Origin of the sequence: Mycobacterium sp. 94-17, from assembly GCF_035617725.1 — a bacterium.
In the GTDB taxonomy this organism is placed as follows: Bacteria; Actinomycetota; Actinomycetes; order Mycobacteriales; family Mycobacteriaceae; genus Mycobacterium.
The window spans coordinates 65,911-82,059 of the sequence record NZ_JAPIYN010000003.1 but is presented as its reverse complement, the minus strand read 5'-3'; the positions used below and the strand labels follow the sequence as shown (position 1 = coordinate 82,059).

Here is a 16,149-nt window from a genome sequence, read left to right as displayed (position 1 = left end):
TGTGGTCTATTCACCGGATGTGCCGGCGTTATCGTCCGATTCGGCCGGCCGGGTCTCCCCGGCCGCCGTGACGGACTCATCGACAACGGCCGCTTGCCCGCCCTCGTCGCCGACCGTATCGACCACGCCGACCAGAGCGTGGCGCAACACTTGGTCGCCCAGCTTGTAGCCCTGCCGCATGACGGTCCCGATCACCGGCCGGGAGCCTTCGGAGCCAGAGCCTTCATGCTGGACGGCCTCGTGCAACACCGGGTCGAAATCCTCGCCCTCGTCGCCGAACGCCGCCAGGCCGAGGCCGGTCAGCGCGCCCTCCAGCTTGTCGGCCACCGACTTCAGCGGCCCGGACTCCAGGTCGCCGTGCTTGCGTGCCCGCTCGAGATCGTCGAGCACGCCCAGCAATTGGCTGACGACGGCCGCCTTGGCCCGGTCGGCCGCGGCCTGCTGGTCGCGCAGCGCCCGCTTGCGATAGTTGGCGAAGTCGGCCTGCACCCGTTGCAGATCACCGAGCAGCTCCGCGGCCTTGCCGGCCTCTTCGGCGTTCTCCGCGGCCGGCGCCCCTCCCGGCGTGTCGCCGGGAGGGGCCTGCCGTACTTCACCGGTCTCGGGATCGATTCGCCGCTTGTCGGTGACCGTCACCTGTTCCTGCGGTTTGCTTTCCGTCACTTGGACTCCCGGTCGTCGTCGACCACCTCCGCGTCCACGACGTCGTCAGCGGATCCCGCGGACCCGGACGCGCCGTCGGCCGCGCCTGCGGCCTGCTCGCCTGCGGCCTGGGTGGCCTCGTAGATCGCCTGTCCGAGCGCCTGCGATTCCTGGCCCAGCTTCTCCATCGCCGCCTTGATCGCGGTGATGTCGGTGCCGTCCAGGGCCGTCTTGGCCTCGGCGATCGCCGCGTCGACCTTGGACAGGGTGTCCTCGGGAACCTTGGACCCCCCGGACTCGGACGCTGCACCACGTTGTTCAGCGACGAACTTCTCCGTCTGGTAGACCAGCGACTCGGCCTGGTTGCGGACGTCGGCCTCTTCGCGACGCTGCCGGTCCTCCTCGGCGTGCGCCTCGGCGTCCTTGATCATCCGGTCGATCTCCTCCTTGGACAGGCCGGAGCCCTCCTGGATCTTGATCGTGTTCTCCTTGCCCGTGCCCTTGTCCTTGGCCGTGACGTGCACGATGCCGTTGGCGTCGATGTCGAACGTGACCTCGATCTGCGGCACGCCGCGCGGGGCCGGCGGTATGCCGGTCAACTCGAAGGATCCGAGAAGCTTGTTGTGCGAAGCGATTTCGCGCTCACCCTGGAAGACCTGGATCTGCACCGACGGCTGGTTGTCGTCGGCCGTGGTGAAGGTCTCCGACCGCTTGGTGGGGATCGTGGTGTTGCGTTCGATCAGCTTGGTCATCACGCCACCCTTGGTCTCGATGCCAAGGCTCAGCGGTGTGACATCAAGCAGCAGAACGTCTTTCACCTCACCCTTGAGGACACCCGCCTGCAGCGCGGCACCAACGGCCACCACCTCGTCGGGGTTGACGCCCTTGTTGGGCTCCTTGCCCCCGGTCATCTCCTTGACCAGTTCGGACACCGCGGGCATGCGGGTGGAACCGCCCACCAGCACCACGTGGTCGATCTCGGAGACCGAGATGCCGGCGTCCTTGATCACGGACTGGAAGGGCTTGCGGGTGCGGTCCAGCAGATCCTGTGTGATGCGCTGGAATTCGGCGCGGGTCAGCTGCTCGTCGAGGAACAGCGGGTTCTTGTCCGCGTCGACGGTGATGTAAGGCAGGTTGATCGAGGTGCTCTGCGAACTCGAGAGCTCGATCTTGGCCTTCTCGGCGGCCTCACGCAGCCGCTGCATCGCCATCTTGTCCTTGGTCAGGTCGATTCCGCTGGTGCCCTTGAACTTATCGACCAGCCACTCGACGACGCGGTCGTCCCAGTCGTCCCCACCGAGGTGGTTGTCACCACTGGTGGCGCGGACCTCGACCACACCCTCGCCGATCTCGAGCAGCGAGACGTCGAACGTGCCGCCACCGAGGTCGAAGACCAGGATGGTCTGTTCCTTCTCGCCCTTGTCCAAACCGTAGGCCAGCGCGGCCGCGGTCGGCTCGTTGACGATCCGCAACACGTTAAGGCCGGCGATCTGGCCGGCTTCCTTGGTCGCCTGGCGCTGGGCGTCGTTGAAGTACGCCGGCACGGTGACGACGGCGTCTGTGACGTCCTCGCCCAGATACGCCTCGGCGTCGCGCTTCAGCTTCATCAGCACGCGGGCGCTGATCTCCTGAGCGGTGTATTTCTTGCCGTCGATCTCGATGGACCAGTCCGTGCCCATGTGCCGCTTGACCGAACGGATGGTCCGGTCGACGTTGGTGACCGCCTGGTTCTTGGCGGGCTGGCCGACGAGTACCTCGCCGTTGCGCGCGAAGGCGACGACAGACGGCGTGGTCCGCGAACCCTCGGAGTTCGCGACGACGACTGGGTCCCCGCCCTCGAGGACCGCGACGACGGAGTTGGTGGTCCCGAGGTCGATACCGACCGCACGAGCCATAGTGATTCCTCCTGAATTGTGTAGAGCCTGTTTGGTGCCACTATGCTGAGTGAACCCCGCTCAAGCCTGCCCCTGGGGCCGGCGGGCTGTCAACCCGGTATTGAGTGTGGTTCGCTCAACTTATCGATCATGTTAACGGTGACCCGTCCCGCCTTGTTCCCGGGGTCGGCGAAAAATTCGCGGCGCCGTCGGTGGCTTCTTCGATGAGCGCGAGCAGCGCCCGGGTCGCCGCGCTGGCCTGGCGGGCCGCGGAGGTTGCCACGTATAGGCGCCACTGCAGGTCATGCCCGGTGATCCGGACGGTGACCAACCCCGAGGTGTCGATGCCCGCGAGAATGGACCAGCTCAGAAAGCCGATTCCCAGCCCCTTGCGGATGCAGGTCGCCGCGGTGCCGATGTCGGCGACCTCCACCGCGACGGTCCGCTCGACGCCCGCGGCCGCGAACGCGTTGTCGACCACCGCGCGGTTGCCGTAGCCCGGCGGCCCGTCGACGAAGGACATGCCCGCCAGGTCGGCCAGCGACACCGCCTTGCGCCCGGCCAGCGGGTGCTCCGCGGGGACGACCAGGGGCAGGGGCACCGACGCGACCAGCCGGGTGCGCAGGTCGGCCGGTGGCGGCCCGGTGAATACCAGGAAAGCGACGTCGAGTTCCCCGTCGCGCAATTGGGCGGCCAGACCGGCCGACCCGGCGCTGGCGGCGCGCAGATGGACGACGACTTCGGGATGACGGGCGCGTAGCTCGGCCAACACGCTCGGCACGTCGATGACGCGGACCGAGGTCAGCGTCCCCACCGTGACGGTGCCGCGCACAGACCCCCGGGCGGCGCCCACCGCGTCCTTTGCCGCGCGAGCGGCGTCGAGGGTGGTCCGGGCGTGGGGTCGCAGCGCCTCCCCGGCGGGACTCAGTGCCACGCCGGCCGGGCCCCGGACGAACAGGTCGGTGCCCAGTTCGCGTTCGAGCGCTTTGATTGTGGCCGATACCCCCGACTGCACGACGCGCAGCCGCCTGGCCGCTCCGGTGAAGCTTCGGCTGTCCGCAACGGCCAGGAAGTACTCGAGATGGCGAAGCTCCATGCCAGCAAGTATCGCGGATGGTGATGGCAATCATCAGAAGATATCGTTGGCACCGATCGCGCCGGTGGGCATACCGTGGCACCAAAACCATCCGCCTGGCCACCCGCCGCGACGAGCCACCGTACTGGAACGCCGCCGCTCGAGTCCTCGAAGGATAGTTCAGATGCGTGTCATCGCGCTCGAAGAGCATTACGCCACAACCGAATTCCTGCGCGGCCCGGGCGCCTGGCTGGCGTCGCGGCCCGGCATCGTGGAACCGGCCAGCGATCTCGGGGACGGCCGCATCGCGGCGATGGACGAGGCCGGGATCGACCTGGCGGTGCTGTCGCTGGCCGCGCCCGGGGTGGAGCAGCTGGATCCGGACGAGGCGGTTCCGCTTGCGCGCGACTGCAACGACCAGCTCGCGGCGGCGGTCCAGCGGTACCCGGATCGGTTGGCGGGCTTTGCCACTCTGCCCATCAGCGCCCCCGATGAGGCGGCCGACGAACTCGAGCGGGCGGTGTACCGGCTCGGGTTCGTCGGCGCGGTGATCAACGGGCACAGCCGGGGCCGCTACCTGGACGACCCCCGCTTCGAGCCCGTCCTGGCCCGCGCGGCCGCCCTGCAGGCGCCGATCTATCTGCATCCGACCATCCCGCCCGCGGGCGTCATCGAATCCAGCTACGCCGGTTTCGCCGAGCCCGTCACGTTCACGCTGGCCACGGTGGGCTGGGGGTGGCACATCAACACCGCCACCCACGTACTGCGCATGATTCTGGGCGGCGTGTTCGATCGTCACCCGTCGCTGCAGATGATCATCGGGCACATGGGCGAAGCGACATCGTTCATGCTGCCGCGCTTCGACGCGAAGCTGACACCGGAGGTGACCGGTCTGCGACGCCCCGTGAGCTCCTATCTGCGGGAGAATTTCCACTACACGTTCGCCAACTTCAACGACTGTGCGACGTACGCGAACCTGGTCGCCCAGGTGGGGATCGACCGTGTGGCCTTCTCGGCCGACTACCCGTTCGGGTCGATGGTCGACGCCCGTGCCTTCCTCGACGGTCTGCCGCCGTCGGACGACGAGCGTGCCGCCATCAGCCACCGCAACGCCGAAAAGCTGTTGGACCTGTAGCGGCGCCCTCCCGAGTCGGGCCGACGGATCGGTCACGCGGCGATAAACCTGGGCCATCGGCTCTGCATCGATAGCCGCGCCGGTGCAGCGACTTTCGCCTCTCGGTGCGTAACCTGAGTGCCGCTATTCGAATCGTCTGGGGAGCGGCGGGTGCGGTTTTCGGAGAATGCGCGGCGAAGCCTGGCCGGTGGTTCGCTGCTGCTCGTGGCCCTGGTCGCCGGCTCGGAACTGGCATCCGGCTGCAGCTCCGTCATCGGGGGCAGGCCGGTCGCCTCGCCCGGGGCGGGACCCACCGAACCGTCGTTCCCCACACCCAGGTCCACACCACCGCCGGCCACCGCCGCCCCCGCGCCGGGCCCCTCCACCCCGCCGGAGAACCCAGGCAATCCGGCGGGCGCCATCCCGCTGCCGCCCGACCAGAACGGCTACGTCTTCATCGAGACCAAATCCGGCGTGACGCGCTGCCAGATCAATAAGGAGACCGTCGGCTGCGAGGCGCCGTTCACCAACTCCCCGCTGCAAGACGGTGAGCACGCCAACGGCGTCAGCATCAACACCGGCGGCAAGGTGCAGTGGGTGCTGGGCAACCTGGGGGCCATCCCGACCGTCACCATCGACTACAAGACCTACCTCGCCCAGGGCTGGACGATCGTCGCCGACGCGGACGGCACCCGCTTCACCAACGAGGCGACCAAGCACGGCATGTTCGTCAGCGTCGACAAGGTCAACACGTTCTAGGGGCCTGAAGGGCTATTGCACCGTTTCCCTGGTGACGGTCATTTCGAAGTCGCCCCCCTGCCAGGCCCGCATGAAGGTGGTCATGGGCACCTGCTCGTCGCTACCGTCTTCGGCGCCGCTGTCATTGAGATGCGCGATGCCCTTGGCGGCATCCACACCTGTGACCACGACTTCATGGTCGCCGTCTTTGGGCTTTTCCCCGTCCCAGATGGTTCCCGAGCTGACCGCAATCATCACCGCGTGCCGCGAGCCAAGCGCGTTCTCCAAGGCCGCCAGCGCTGTCTGACCCTTGGCATCATCGGAGGTGACGGCGTGAATACCGTAGTGCGCCAACAACACTCCAATATCGCGAGTATCGGCCCCGTCCCCACTGGGGTCGGTATATACCGGCTTTCCCTGTTCGGCGATGCTCGGGGTGCTCTTGGCCACCTCGACGATCTCCTGCTCGCTGGGCATGTGGCCGGTGATCTGGCCGACCACACCCGCCACCGACATCAATACACAGTTGTTGCCGAATGACTGTGGCGCCCAATACTGGGCGGCTCTGGCGGGATCGCCGTAGGAGCCCGCGGTGTCGGCCAGCGCCACGGCGCCCGACTGCCCGGCCAGGCCGACGAATATCGCCACCACAGCCGCACACGCTCTGGCCGCGACTCGGCTGATAAGGCCACTCATCGTCCCGGTTCCTTCTCGTCGTTAGCCAGGGTCCTGTTCACGCCCGCAAGAAGGTTAGGACCCGGGGGTTTGCGTTGGGAGCCGTTTTTGAATCTTGCCGGACCCCGTTCGAGCCTTCGCCGATCAGATCTTGGAGCCCAATCCCGCGATCAGATTGATCGTCACCGCCAGGACAACCGCCCCGAGCAGGTAGGACAGCAGCGCGTGGCGCAATACTGTCGCCCGGATCGAACTCAGTCCGATCTCGGTGTCTGACACCTGGTAGGTCATCCCGACGGTGAAGGCGAGGTAGGCGAAGTCCCGAAACCGGGGCGGCTCGGGATCGTGAAAGTTGATGCCGCCCGGTTGGTCCGAGTAGTAGAGCCGCGCGTAGTGCACGGTGAACAGCGTGTGCACGGCGACCCAGGAGGCGGCGACGGTCAAGATGCCGAAGACGGCGGCCACCAGGGCTTCGTGGCCCGCGCGTGAGCCCGCGGCCACCACGTAGCCGACACCGCCCAGGCTCGCGACGCTCGCCGACAGGATGACCGCGTCGGCGACCCACCGGGTCGGGTCCTCCCGCGTCGCCCATCGGCAGGTCTGCTCGGCATCCATGCCGAGCAGGATGAGCTGCGTCCACACCACATACGTGCCGGCGGTGACAATCCAGCCGGCCAGTGCGAAACGCCAACCGGCCGTGTTGCCGACCACGACGGCGACGGCGACTCCGAGGGCCACGCAGACCGATATCCGGACCGCGCCCGTGTCTCGAAACAATTTCACCAGGGAATCCACGACCTTGACCTAACCACCAACGCGGGTCGTCAGCTACGTTCTTCAGCTTGCGGGTGCGTCGCCGCTGGCCTGCATCAGAAATTCGGGCAGCCCGGCGACCTCGATCGCCGAGGCTTTCGGACTGCTACCCGAACATCCTGCTGCGCAACAGAATTCGTCAGCGCGCGAAGTCGGACGGTCGGAAATTCCCCTCGGACAGCTTGTTTTCGATCTCCTCCAGGCTTCTGCCGGTGAGGTCGGGCATGCGGAAGAATACGAAGATCCACGCTGCCACGTTGAACAACGCGTAGACCCACATCGAGGGGCCGGTCCCGATCGCGTGGATGAGCGACAGCATCGTCAGCGTGATGAGTAGGTTTGTCCCCCACAGCGTTGCAGACTGCAGGGCGGTGGCCGCCGGTCGCACCGCAAGCGGATAGGTCTCCGAGCCGGTCAGCCAGCCCATCAGCTGCAGGCCGCCGCCATTGAACAGCATGAAGGCGATCAGGCAGATCATGATGTACGGGATCACTTCGTGACCGCTGTCGGTGGTGACGAAGAGCAGGCCGAGCACGAACAGGCTGATCGCCGCACCCGGCACCATGATGAGGGTGAGCCGGCGCCGACCGACCCGGTCGATGATGGCCAACCCGACCAGCTGGGCGACCAGGTACGCCGCACCCAAGCCCACCGACACCTGCAGCGCCATGGACCTGTACACACCGTCGTTGGTCAATATGGTCGGCGAATAGTAGATGATCATCTCGATGCCGCTGAGCTGGGTGAACACCGCGATGCCGCAACCCAGGACCAGGGCCGGGCGCACCCAGGCTTCACGTAACCCACTCCACCCGCGGGTGCTGGCAGTGCGTTCGACGCGCGCGAGTTCGGTCGCTTCGTCCAGCTCGGCGCCCACGTCGTAGCCCTCCGGCCGGACATGCTTCAGCACGGCTCGTGCAGCGTTTCGATCGTCATGCTTGACCAGCCAGCGCGGACTTTCCGGCAGCCGCAGCAACAGCCACAGCATGATCGCGGCGGGTACGGACGCGATTCCGATCGGCCCTCGCCAGGAGACCGAGTCTGAGACACCGACGAGGGTGGCGACGAGCAGGCCCACCCCGATGGCAATTTGGAAGCACAGCACCAGCCGGCCCCGGTAGGCCGGCGGCGAGAGCTCGGCGACATACATCGGTGCCGTCTGCGTCGCCCCGCCGACGGCGAAGCCCAGGACTAGCCGCCCGAGCGACAGCACGACGGCATCGGGCGCGTCGGCGCACCACAGTGCACCGATGATGAACACCACCGCCAGCATCAACAATGTGCCGCGCCGTCCGCATCGATCGGACAGCCAGCTGCACGTCAGTGCCCCCACGACGGCGCCGAGCAGGATGCTGGCGGCGATCACCTGCTTCCAGCCCTCGGTGAGGTTGAAGTCCTCGGTGAGCTGCAATAAAGCCCAGGAAATGACGCCGGTGTCGTAGCCGTAGAGCATCCCCGAAATCGCCGAAACGAGCGCAATGACGACCACGGCGCTCGTCAGTTGCTTTTCCGCCCCGGCGCTCTGCGACACTTCCGCGTCAGCCGCATCTGCGCCTGCAGCGGTCTCCTTGCGCAGCCCTGCCGTACGAGAGAGCCAACCCGCCGCGGTCAGAGCGTCGTCGCGGAACCCTGACCACCATTCGCGGCCTGCCGAATCGTCTGCGGCCACTACCAGCGCTGGTGTCGGTGTAGGAAGCGCACTCGCATGCACTTGCCGTTTCGGCCCGTGACGCAGTAGCGGCAATGACGAATCTCGGGCTGGTCCGCGGGCCTGCCGTTCATCGCGATCGCCTCCTTATCTGGTGCTCGGATTTCATGGTCGCTCGCCGCGGTTTTCCGGGCCCGCAAGAATCACCGCTGTCGCCGCTGTGGTGGCGGATGCGTGTTACGTGCTGGGAGCGGACGGGTTATTCGCATTTCCAGCAGTTTCGCTCGGCTCGCTTGTGACCTGCCCAGACCGAACGGCGCAACGCTTACTGCGGGCTTGCCGTCTGACATCCATACCGACGCAAAACGAATCAATTCGACGTCAGTCAAAGGCGGTATAGAAGCCAGTTATATTGTACTACAACGCTATTCGGCTGAAAAATGGGCTGGTGGGTGTGTCGAGCGCCACAATCGACTTGTAGGACCCTTTCGAGAAGCCTTACTGGACGCACGTCGCATTGGCCTCCCTCAGGGGTCGGCATCAGGAGATTGGCAGGCGCGGTCAGTACCATCGGTGCCGTGGCATCCAATGGCCCACGCGACGACTTCCACAACCGGCCAACGCAGCACGGCGACTTCGGTGTGCGCGAACAGCCGCCGACAGGCGAGATTCCCTCGACCGGTCCCCCGCCGCATCCGCCGCAGGGATTCGCCGAGCCGGGCGTGGTCGATCCGTTCGACCAGGAAACCGAGCCGACTCCCTGGTACCGCAAGCCCGCGATGCTCATCGCGTGGCTGGCCTCCGTCGTCATCCTGATTGCATTGATCGTCTACGGCATCATCGAGCTCATCCACGGACAACAGACCGTCAGCCACGTCCCGAAAACGACGACTACCACTACGGCCCCCACCACGTCGACCACGACGTCCACCACGCCCACCACGACGTCGCCGAGCAGCAGCGCCGAACAGCCACCGGCGCAGCAGCCCACTCAGCAGGAACCGACCGGGGGGCAGACCCAGCAGCCGTCGCATCACCACCATCTGCCGCAGCTGCCGTCGGTGATCACCATCCCCGGGGTGCCGAGTCCGGTCACGGTCCCGCCGGGCCTGCGTTAGCGAGCGGGTGGCGAACACGATCACGGTTCCGCCGCCTGGCGCCGGCGAAGCCCTACACTCGCTGCAATCCACGTCCGCTTACGGTGGGGCGAACCGCCGCCGTGCGACGGCAACGGGACAACGGACACAGGGGTGTAGTACATGAGCGAGTCGCTCGGGCTATCGATCGGGGTGGCCAACCTGGTTGCCGCCCGCGCGGGCAGCGCTCCGGTGACCCGTAGCTCCGTGCTGACGCTATTCGAACACCGTCCCACCGAAGTTGGCCTGCCGGAAGAGAATCCGAACCTGACCGAGTCCGGCCTGGTGCTGCGGGGGTTCGTCGAACGTGTCGGCGACCGCGCGCCGTTGGTGGCGGCAGACGGCACCAAGTATGTCGGCGCGGCCCTGACGGTCGAGGCCGTCGAAGCCATGGCGCGCGCGGTGGGCTACGGATCACCGATCACCATCGCGGTGCCCGCCTATTGGTCCCAGGACCAGCTCGCGGCCCTGCGTGAGGAGTTCTTCGTCCAATCCGACCTCGCCCGCGGCGGGGTGGCGCCGATCCTGGTTTCCGACGCCACCGCCGCGCTCGCGGCACTGCGCGGCACGCCGGGATTCGGGGCCGACGGCGTGATCGCACTGTGCGACTTCGGCGCCGGCGGCACCACCGTCACGTTGATGGACGCCAGGGCCGGCTTCGCGCCCGTCGGCCCGGCCGCGCGGTACACAGATTTTTCCGGCGACGTGATCGACCAGCTCATCCTCGATCACCTGCTGGCCTCCGACGTCAGCACGGCCATGCTCGGCGGCTCCGCGCGGGCCGGGTCGCAGGCCCGCCTGCTCGGCGCGTGCCGGCGCGCCAAGGAGCAACTGTCGACCGCCGCGGTGAGCACCCTCGCCGGGGTTTCCGGCGAGGGTGCGCAGCTGTCCCGCACCGACTTCGAGCAACTGATCTCCGCACCGCTGGACCGTCTCCTCTCGTCGGTCGATGCGTCGTTGCGGCGCAACGCAATTCCCAATGCCAGGCTCGGCGCCATCGCGATCAGCGGCGGTGGCGCGAACATCCCGTTACTCAAAGCGCGCTTGTCGCAACGCTTCGGGGTGCCGGTGCACAGCTCCGCGCAGCCCGTGTTGGCCGCCGCCCTCGGCGCGGCGGCGCTCGGCCCGCATTACGCCTCCGGTGCAGCACCGACCGCCGCGGCCGCCGCCGTGGAAGCGCCGACCGAAATGGTCGGCACCACCGGGGTCGACATGACCCAGGCCACTCGGGGTGCACAGGCCACCGACGTGGACGACGCCCTGGCGTGGTCGCAAGACGCCGACAACGACGAGCCCGTGCCCTATACGGGGCGGGACGCCACCGGCGAATATGCCGACGAGGCAAGGGATTTCGACAATGCGACCGGCGGCCGCTACGCCGATGTCCCGGCGCGGCTGCCCTGGTACAAGCGCACGGCGCTGGTGCTGAGCGTCGCCGCGGCGGGCGCGGCGGTGCTGATAGCCCTGATCTTGGCGATCAACCTGTTGCTCACCAAACCCACCCCGGTCAGCCCCACGTCGCCGCCCAGCCAGCCGCCGCAAACGGTGACCATCACCGGACCGGACAGCAGCACCACCGTCACCGTGGTCCCGGCGCCGCCGCCACCGTCCACCGAGCCTCCGGCCACCACCACGACGCCGGAGCCATCGACCACGACCACGACTGCGCCGCCGAGCACGACCACCACGACGGCCCCACCGACTACGACATCGCAGACGACCTCCACGACCGCCGCCCCGACGACCACCCGCACGCGTCCCCTGCCGCCCATCTTTCAACCGCCGTTCGGGCGCTGAGATGGGCCCGGGCCGTCAAAGGCCCTCGGTGCAGGGTCATTTGGCGAAATCTGGTGGCGCTCGTCACTTCGAGAAATGTCACATCCGGTGAATGGGCATTAACCGGCAGGCCAGAGGCACCGGCGAACCGCAACTTAGGGCAGCCTTTCTCGCGCTGAAAGCCGCGGAGATGCAACTATGAGCAGGGCTTAAGCAGGCAGATAAGCACAGGCCGAATTATCTATGCATTGGGGAGACGTTCTGTGACAACGCAGATGCTCATCAGGCTGGTCGTGGGCATGGGCATGACGCTGGTCGTGGCCGCACTCGCCGCACGGCGCGTCCTGTGGCTGTTCAAGCTGATCACGTCCGGCAAGCCGGCGCCCGGGCACACCGACGAACCCGGCAAACGCGTCTGGGCCGAGGTCTCCGAGGTCTTCGGGCAGCGGCGACTACTCAAATGGTCGATCCCGGGCTTGGCGCACTTCTTCACCATGTGGGGATTCTTCATCCTGCTCACGGTCTACATCGAGGCCTACGGGCTGCTGTTCCAGGACAACTTCCACATCCCGATCATCGGGCGCTGGGACGCGCTGGGGTTCCTGCAGGACTTCTTCGCGACCGCCGTGTTCCTCGGCATCGCCACCTTCGCCGTCATCCGGTTGCTGCGCAGCCCACGCGAGATCGGCCGCCAGTCACGGTTCTACGGCTCCCACACCGGCGGCGCCTGGCTGGTGCTGTTCATGATCTTCAACGTCGTGTTCACCTACGTGTTCGTGCGGGGAGCCGCGGTCAACAATGGGACGCTCCCCTACGGGAACGGCGCCTTCCTGTCGCAGCTGTTCGGCAAGATCCTGCGGCCACTCGGGGAGCCCGCCAACGAGATCATCGAGACGACGGCGCTGCTGTTGCACATCTTGGTCATGCTGGCGTTCCTGATCATCGTGCTGCACTCCAAGCACATGCACATCTTCACCGCGCCCATCAACGTCATCTTCAAGCGCCTGCCCAACGGGCTCGGCCCGCTGCTGCCGCTCGAGTACGACGGCAAGCCGATCGACTTCGAAAACCCCCCCGACGACGCGCAATTCGGCCGCGGCACGATCGAGGACTTCAGCTGGAAAGCCATGCTGGACTTCGCCACCTGTACCGAGTGCGGGCGCTGCCAGTCGCAGTGCCCCGCGTGGAACACCGGCAAGCCGCTGTCGCCCAAGCTCGTCATCATGGACCTGCGCGACCACTGGATGGCCAAGGCGCCCTACATCCTGGGCGAGAAGGAGGGCCCCCTCGAGAGCACGCCGGAAGGCGGCATCGGCGAGAAGCTGTCCGGCGAGGAGCACGCCGAGGCCCACCACGTTCCCGAGTCCGGCTTCGGCCGCATCACGGGCTCCGGCCCCGACCAGGCCACGCGGCCGCTGGTGGGCACCGAGGCGCAGGGCGGGGTCATCGACCCCGACGTGCTGTGGTCCTGCGTGACCTGCGGTGCCTGCGTCGAACAGTGCCCGGTGGACATCGAGCACATCGACCACATCGTCGACATGCGCCGCTACCAGGTGATGATGGAGTCGGAGTTCCCGTCCGAACTGTCCGTGCTGTTCAAGAACCTGGAAACCAAGGGCAACCCCTGGGGCCAGAACGCCTCAGACCGCACCAACTGGATCGACGAGGTCGACTTCGACGTTCCCGTCTACGGCGAAGACGTCGACAGCTTCGACGGCTTCGAGTACCTGTTCTGGGTGGGTTGCGCCGGCGCCTACGACGACAAGGCCAAGAAGACCACCAAGGCCGTCGCCGAACTGCTGGCCATCGCCGGGGTGAAGTACCTGGTGCTCGGCACCGGCGAGTCCTGCAACGGCGACTCCGCGCGCCGCTCGGGCAACGAGTTCCTGTTCCAGCAGCTGGCCGCCCAGGCCGTCGAGACCCTGGACGGGTTGTTCGAGGGCACCGAGACCGTCGACCGCAAGATCGTGGTCACCTGCCCGCACTGCTTCAACACCCTGGGCCGCGAGTACCGCCAGCTCGGCGCCAACTACTCGGTGTTGCACCACACCCAGCTGCTCAACCGGCTGATCCGGGACAACAGGCTGGTGCCGGTGACCCCGGTGTCGCAGGACATCACCTATCACGACCCGTGCTACCTGGGCCGGCACAACAAGGTCTATGAGGCGCCGCGCGAGCTGATCGGCGCCGCGGGAGCGAACCTGACCGAGATGCCGCGGCACGCCGAGCGCAGCTTCTGCTGCGGCGCCGGCGGCGCGCGGATGTGGATGGAAGAACACATCGGTAAGCGCATCAACCACGAACGCGTGGACGAGGCGCTGGCCACCGGGGCCGCCACCATCGCCACCGGGTGCCCCTTCTGCCGGGTGATGGTCACCGACGGCGTCAACGACCGTCAGGAGGAGGCAGGCCGCAGCGGCGTCGAGGTGCTCGACGTCGCCCAGATCCTGCTGGGGTCTCTCGAGTACGACAAGGCGACGCTACCGGAGAAGGGCACGGCCGCCCGAGAAGCAGCCACAGCGGCCGAGAAGCGGGCGGTCGAGGCGCCCAAGGCCTCGGCGGCCACGGCAACCGCTCCGGCCGAGGCACCCGCCAAGGAAGAAGCGGCCCCCAAGCCTGAGGCCGCTGCGGCTCCCGCCGCGCCCGTCAAGGGGCTGGGCATCGCCGGCGGCGCGAAGAAACCCGGAAAGAAGGCCGCGGCCGCGCCGGCCGCCGAGTCCACCACGCAGGCGGCCGCCCCAGTGAAGGGGCTGGGCATTGCCGGGGGTGCCAAGAAGCCGGGAAAGAAGGCCGCAGCACCCGCCAAGGCCGAGGCGCCGAAAGCCGAGACCGCGAAGGCCGAAACCGCCGGGGCGGAAGCACCGGCCGAGGCATCCGCCGAGGCACCCGCCGCGCCGGTCAAGGGGCTGGGTATCGCCGCGGGCGCCAAGCGACCCGGCGCCAAGAAGGCCGCACCGGCCGCCGAGGCACCCAAGGCCGAGACCGCGCCCGCGGAGCCATCGAAGGCCGAGGCTGCAGACGAATCTCCGGCCGAAGGCGGCGAAGCCAAGGCGCCCGCGGCGCCGGTCAAGGGCCTGGGCATCGCCGCGGGCGCCAAGCGACCCGGCGCCAAGAAGGCCGCACCGGCCGCCGAGGCACCCAAGGCCGAGGCACCCAAGGCCGAGGCACCCAAAGCCGAGGCCGCGCCCGCCGAACAGCCCGAACGGGAGCCTGCGCCCAAAGCGGAGCCGGCAAAGCAGACCGACGGTGACGACGCGCCGGCGCAGCCGCCGGTCAAGGGCCTGGGCATCGCACGTGGGGCGCGTCCCCCCGGTAAACGCTGACCTGCGTCTTTTCCGCTTGACAGCAAATTTCAGTGGACAGGGATGGCACCATTAACGGTGTGACCACCCATCAGCTGCCTCTGCAGCCGTCGGCTCATCACCGGCCGCAGCGTACTTTCGCGCAGTCGTCGAAGCTCCAGGACGTCCTGTACGAGATCCGCGGGCCGGTGCACGCGCAGGCCGCGCGGCTGGAGGCCGAGGGGCATCGCATCCTCAAGCTCAACATCGGCAACCCGGCGCCCTTCGGCTTCGAAGCGCCCGACGTGATCATGCGCGACATGATCCAGGCGCTGCCATACGCCCAGGGATATTCCGACTCGCGCGGCATCCTGCCCGCACGCCGGGCGGTGGTCACCCGCTACGAGTTGGTCGACGGATTCCCCGACTTCGACGTCGACGACGTCTATCTGGGCAACGGGGTGTCCGAGCTGATCACCATGACGCTGCAGGCCCTGCTCGACAACGGCGACGAGGTGCTGATCCCGTCCCCGGACTATCCGCTGTGGACGGCGTCGACCTCCCTGGCGGGCGGCACGCCCGTGCACTACCTGTGCGACGAAACGCAGGGCTGGCAGCCCGACATCGCCGACATGGAGTCCAAGATCACCGACCGCACCAAGGCACTGGTGGTGATCAATCCCAACAACCCGACCGGCGCGGTGTACACGGGCGAAGTGCTCACCCAGATGGTCGACCTGGCGCGCAGGCACCAGCTGCTGCTGCTCGCCGACGAGATCTACGACAAGATCCTTTACGACGACGCCAAGCACATCAACCTGGCCACGCTGGCGCCGGACATGCTGTGCCTGACCTTCAACGGCCTGTCCAAGGCCTACCGGGTGGCCGGCTATCGGGCCGGCTGGCTGGCGATCACCGGGCCCAAGGACCACGCCGGAAGCTTCATCGAGGGCATCAACCTGCTGGCCAACATGCGGCTGTGCCCCAACGTTCCGGCGCAGCACGCGATCCAGGTGGCCCTGGGCGGCTACCAGAGCATCGACGACCTGGTGCTGCCCGGCGGGCGGCTGCTCGAGCAGCGCGACGTCGCGTGGACCAAGCTCAACGAGATTCCGGGCGTGTCCTGCGTCAAGCCCGCCGGGGCGCTGTACGCGTTCCCGAGGCTGGACCCCGAGGTCTACGACATCAGCGACGACGAACAGCTCGTTCTCGACCTGCTGCTGCAGGAGAAGATCCTGGTCACGCAAGGCACCGGGTTCAACTGGCCCGCGCCGGATCATCTGCGGATCGTGACGCTGCCGTGGTCCCGCGACCTGGCGGCCGCGATCGAGCGGCTGGGAAACTTTCTCGTCGGCTATCGGCAATAGGCATTCGCGC

12 protein-coding genes are annotated in these 16,149 nt (G+C 67.4%); 6 read left to right on the top strand and 6 right to left on the bottom strand.

The window, feature by feature from the left end; genetic code table 11:
- Positions 1–6 precede the first annotated feature (6 nt).
- From grpE to OQ789_RS05045, 3 genes are all read right to left on the bottom strand, one after another.
- Positions 7–663, bottom strand: a complete 657-nt coding sequence (gene grpE / locus OQ789_RS05055; RefSeq protein ID WP_324683937.1) for a nucleotide exchange factor GrpE — start codon at positions 661–663, stop codon at positions 7–9.
- Positions 660–2,537 (bottom strand): molecular chaperone DnaK, encoded by a 1,878-nt coding sequence (dnaK, locus tag OQ789_RS05050; protein ID WP_324683936.1) that lies wholly within the window; start codon positions 2,535–2,537, stop codon positions 660–662. Before dnaK ends, grpE begins: the two co-directional genes overlap by 4 nt.
- 127 nt (positions 2,538–2,664) lie before the next feature.
- Positions 2,665–3,612, bottom strand: coding sequence for a LysR family transcriptional regulator (locus OQ789_RS05045; protein WP_324683935.1), 948 nt, complete (start codon positions 3,610–3,612; stop codon positions 2,665–2,667).
- A gap of 163 nt (positions 3,613–3,775) precedes the next feature.
- On the opposite strand from OQ789_RS05045, the gene OQ789_RS05040 reads away from it, so the two are divergent.
- Together OQ789_RS05040 and OQ789_RS05035 are read left to right on the top strand one after the other, a co-directional pair.
- Positions 3,776–4,726 carry an amidohydrolase family protein gene (locus OQ789_RS05040; RefSeq protein WP_324683934.1) on the top strand — a complete coding sequence of 317 codons (951 nt, stop codon included), beginning with the start codon at positions 3,776–3,778 and terminating at the stop codon, positions 4,724–4,726.
- A 150-nt stretch (positions 4,727–4,876) separates the two neighbouring features.
- Positions 4,877–5,464 (top strand): hypothetical protein, encoded by a 588-nt coding sequence (locus OQ789_RS05035; protein ID WP_324683933.1) that lies wholly within the window; start codon positions 4,877–4,879, stop codon positions 5,462–5,464.
- Between the two features lie 12 nt (positions 5,465–5,476).
- Here the strand turns inward: OQ789_RS05035 and OQ789_RS05030 are convergent, their stop codons facing one another.
- The 3 genes from OQ789_RS05030 to OQ789_RS05020 form a co-directional block, all read right to left on the bottom strand.
- Positions 5,477–6,139 carry a hypothetical protein gene (locus tag OQ789_RS05030; RefSeq protein WP_324683932.1) on the bottom strand — a complete coding sequence of 221 codons (663 nt, stop codon included), beginning with the start codon at positions 6,137–6,139 and terminating at the stop codon, positions 5,477–5,479.
- 123 nt (positions 6,140–6,262) lie between these two features.
- Positions 6,263–6,904: a DUF1345 domain-containing protein gene (locus tag OQ789_RS05025; protein ID WP_324684229.1), complete on the bottom strand. Its 642-nt coding sequence runs from the start codon at positions 6,902–6,904 to the stop codon at positions 6,263–6,265.
- 166 nt (positions 6,905–7,070) lie between these two features.
- Positions 7,071–8,462 carry a sugar porter family MFS transporter gene (locus OQ789_RS05020; RefSeq protein WP_420716048.1) on the bottom strand — a complete coding sequence of 464 codons (1,392 nt, stop codon included), beginning with the start codon at positions 8,460–8,462 and terminating at the stop codon, positions 7,071–7,073.
- A gap of 695 nt (positions 8,463–9,157) precedes the next feature.
- On the opposite strand from OQ789_RS05020, the gene OQ789_RS05015 reads away from it, so the two are divergent.
- The 4 genes from OQ789_RS05015 (at position 9,158) to OQ789_RS05000 (ending at position 16,139) form a co-directional block, all read left to right on the top strand.
- Positions 9,158–9,697, top strand: a complete 540-nt coding sequence (locus tag OQ789_RS05015; RefSeq protein ID WP_324683930.1) for a hypothetical protein — start codon at positions 9,158–9,160, stop codon at positions 9,695–9,697.
- Between the two features lie 141 nt (positions 9,698–9,838).
- Positions 9,839–11,512: an Hsp70 family protein gene (locus tag OQ789_RS05010; RefSeq protein ID WP_324683929.1), complete on the top strand. Its 1,674-nt coding sequence runs from the start codon at positions 9,839–9,841 to the stop codon at positions 11,510–11,512.
- Positions 11,513–11,754: 242 nt separating this feature from the next.
- Positions 11,755–14,814 carry a (Fe-S)-binding protein gene (locus OQ789_RS05005; RefSeq protein ID WP_324683928.1) on the top strand — a complete coding sequence of 1,020 codons (3,060 nt, stop codon included), beginning with the start codon at positions 11,755–11,757 and terminating at the stop codon, positions 14,812–14,814.
- Positions 14,815–14,846: 32 nt separating this feature from the next.
- Positions 14,847–16,139, top strand: a complete 1,293-nt coding sequence (locus OQ789_RS05000) for a pyridoxal phosphate-dependent aminotransferase (RefSeq protein ID WP_324683927.1) — start codon at positions 14,847–14,849, stop codon at positions 16,137–16,139.
- The last annotated feature ends 10 nt before the right edge of the window (positions 16,140–16,149 follow it).

What these genes read in the sequence shown, in the direction of transcription:
- OQ789_RS05010 (WP_324683929.1), top strand. Translation starts at nt 9,839, where the DNA reads ATGAGCGAGTCGCTCGGGCTATCGATCGGGGTGGCCAACCTGGTTGCC.
- OQ789_RS05045 (WP_324683935.1), bottom strand. Translation starts at nt 3,612, where the DNA reads ATGGAGCTTCGCCATCTCGAGTACTTCCTGGCCGTTGCGGACAGCCGA.
- OQ789_RS05040 (WP_324683934.1), top strand. Translation starts at nt 3,776, where the DNA reads ATGCGTGTCATCGCGCTCGAAGAGCATTACGCCACAACCGAATTCCTG.
- dnaK (WP_324683936.1), bottom strand. Translation starts at nt 2,537, where the DNA reads ATGGCTCGTGCGGTCGGTATCGACCTCGGGACCACCAACTCCGTCGTC.
- OQ789_RS05030 (WP_324683932.1), bottom strand. Translation starts at nt 6,139, where the DNA reads ATGAGTGGCCTTATCAGCCGAGTCGCGGCCAGAGCGTGTGCGGCTGTG.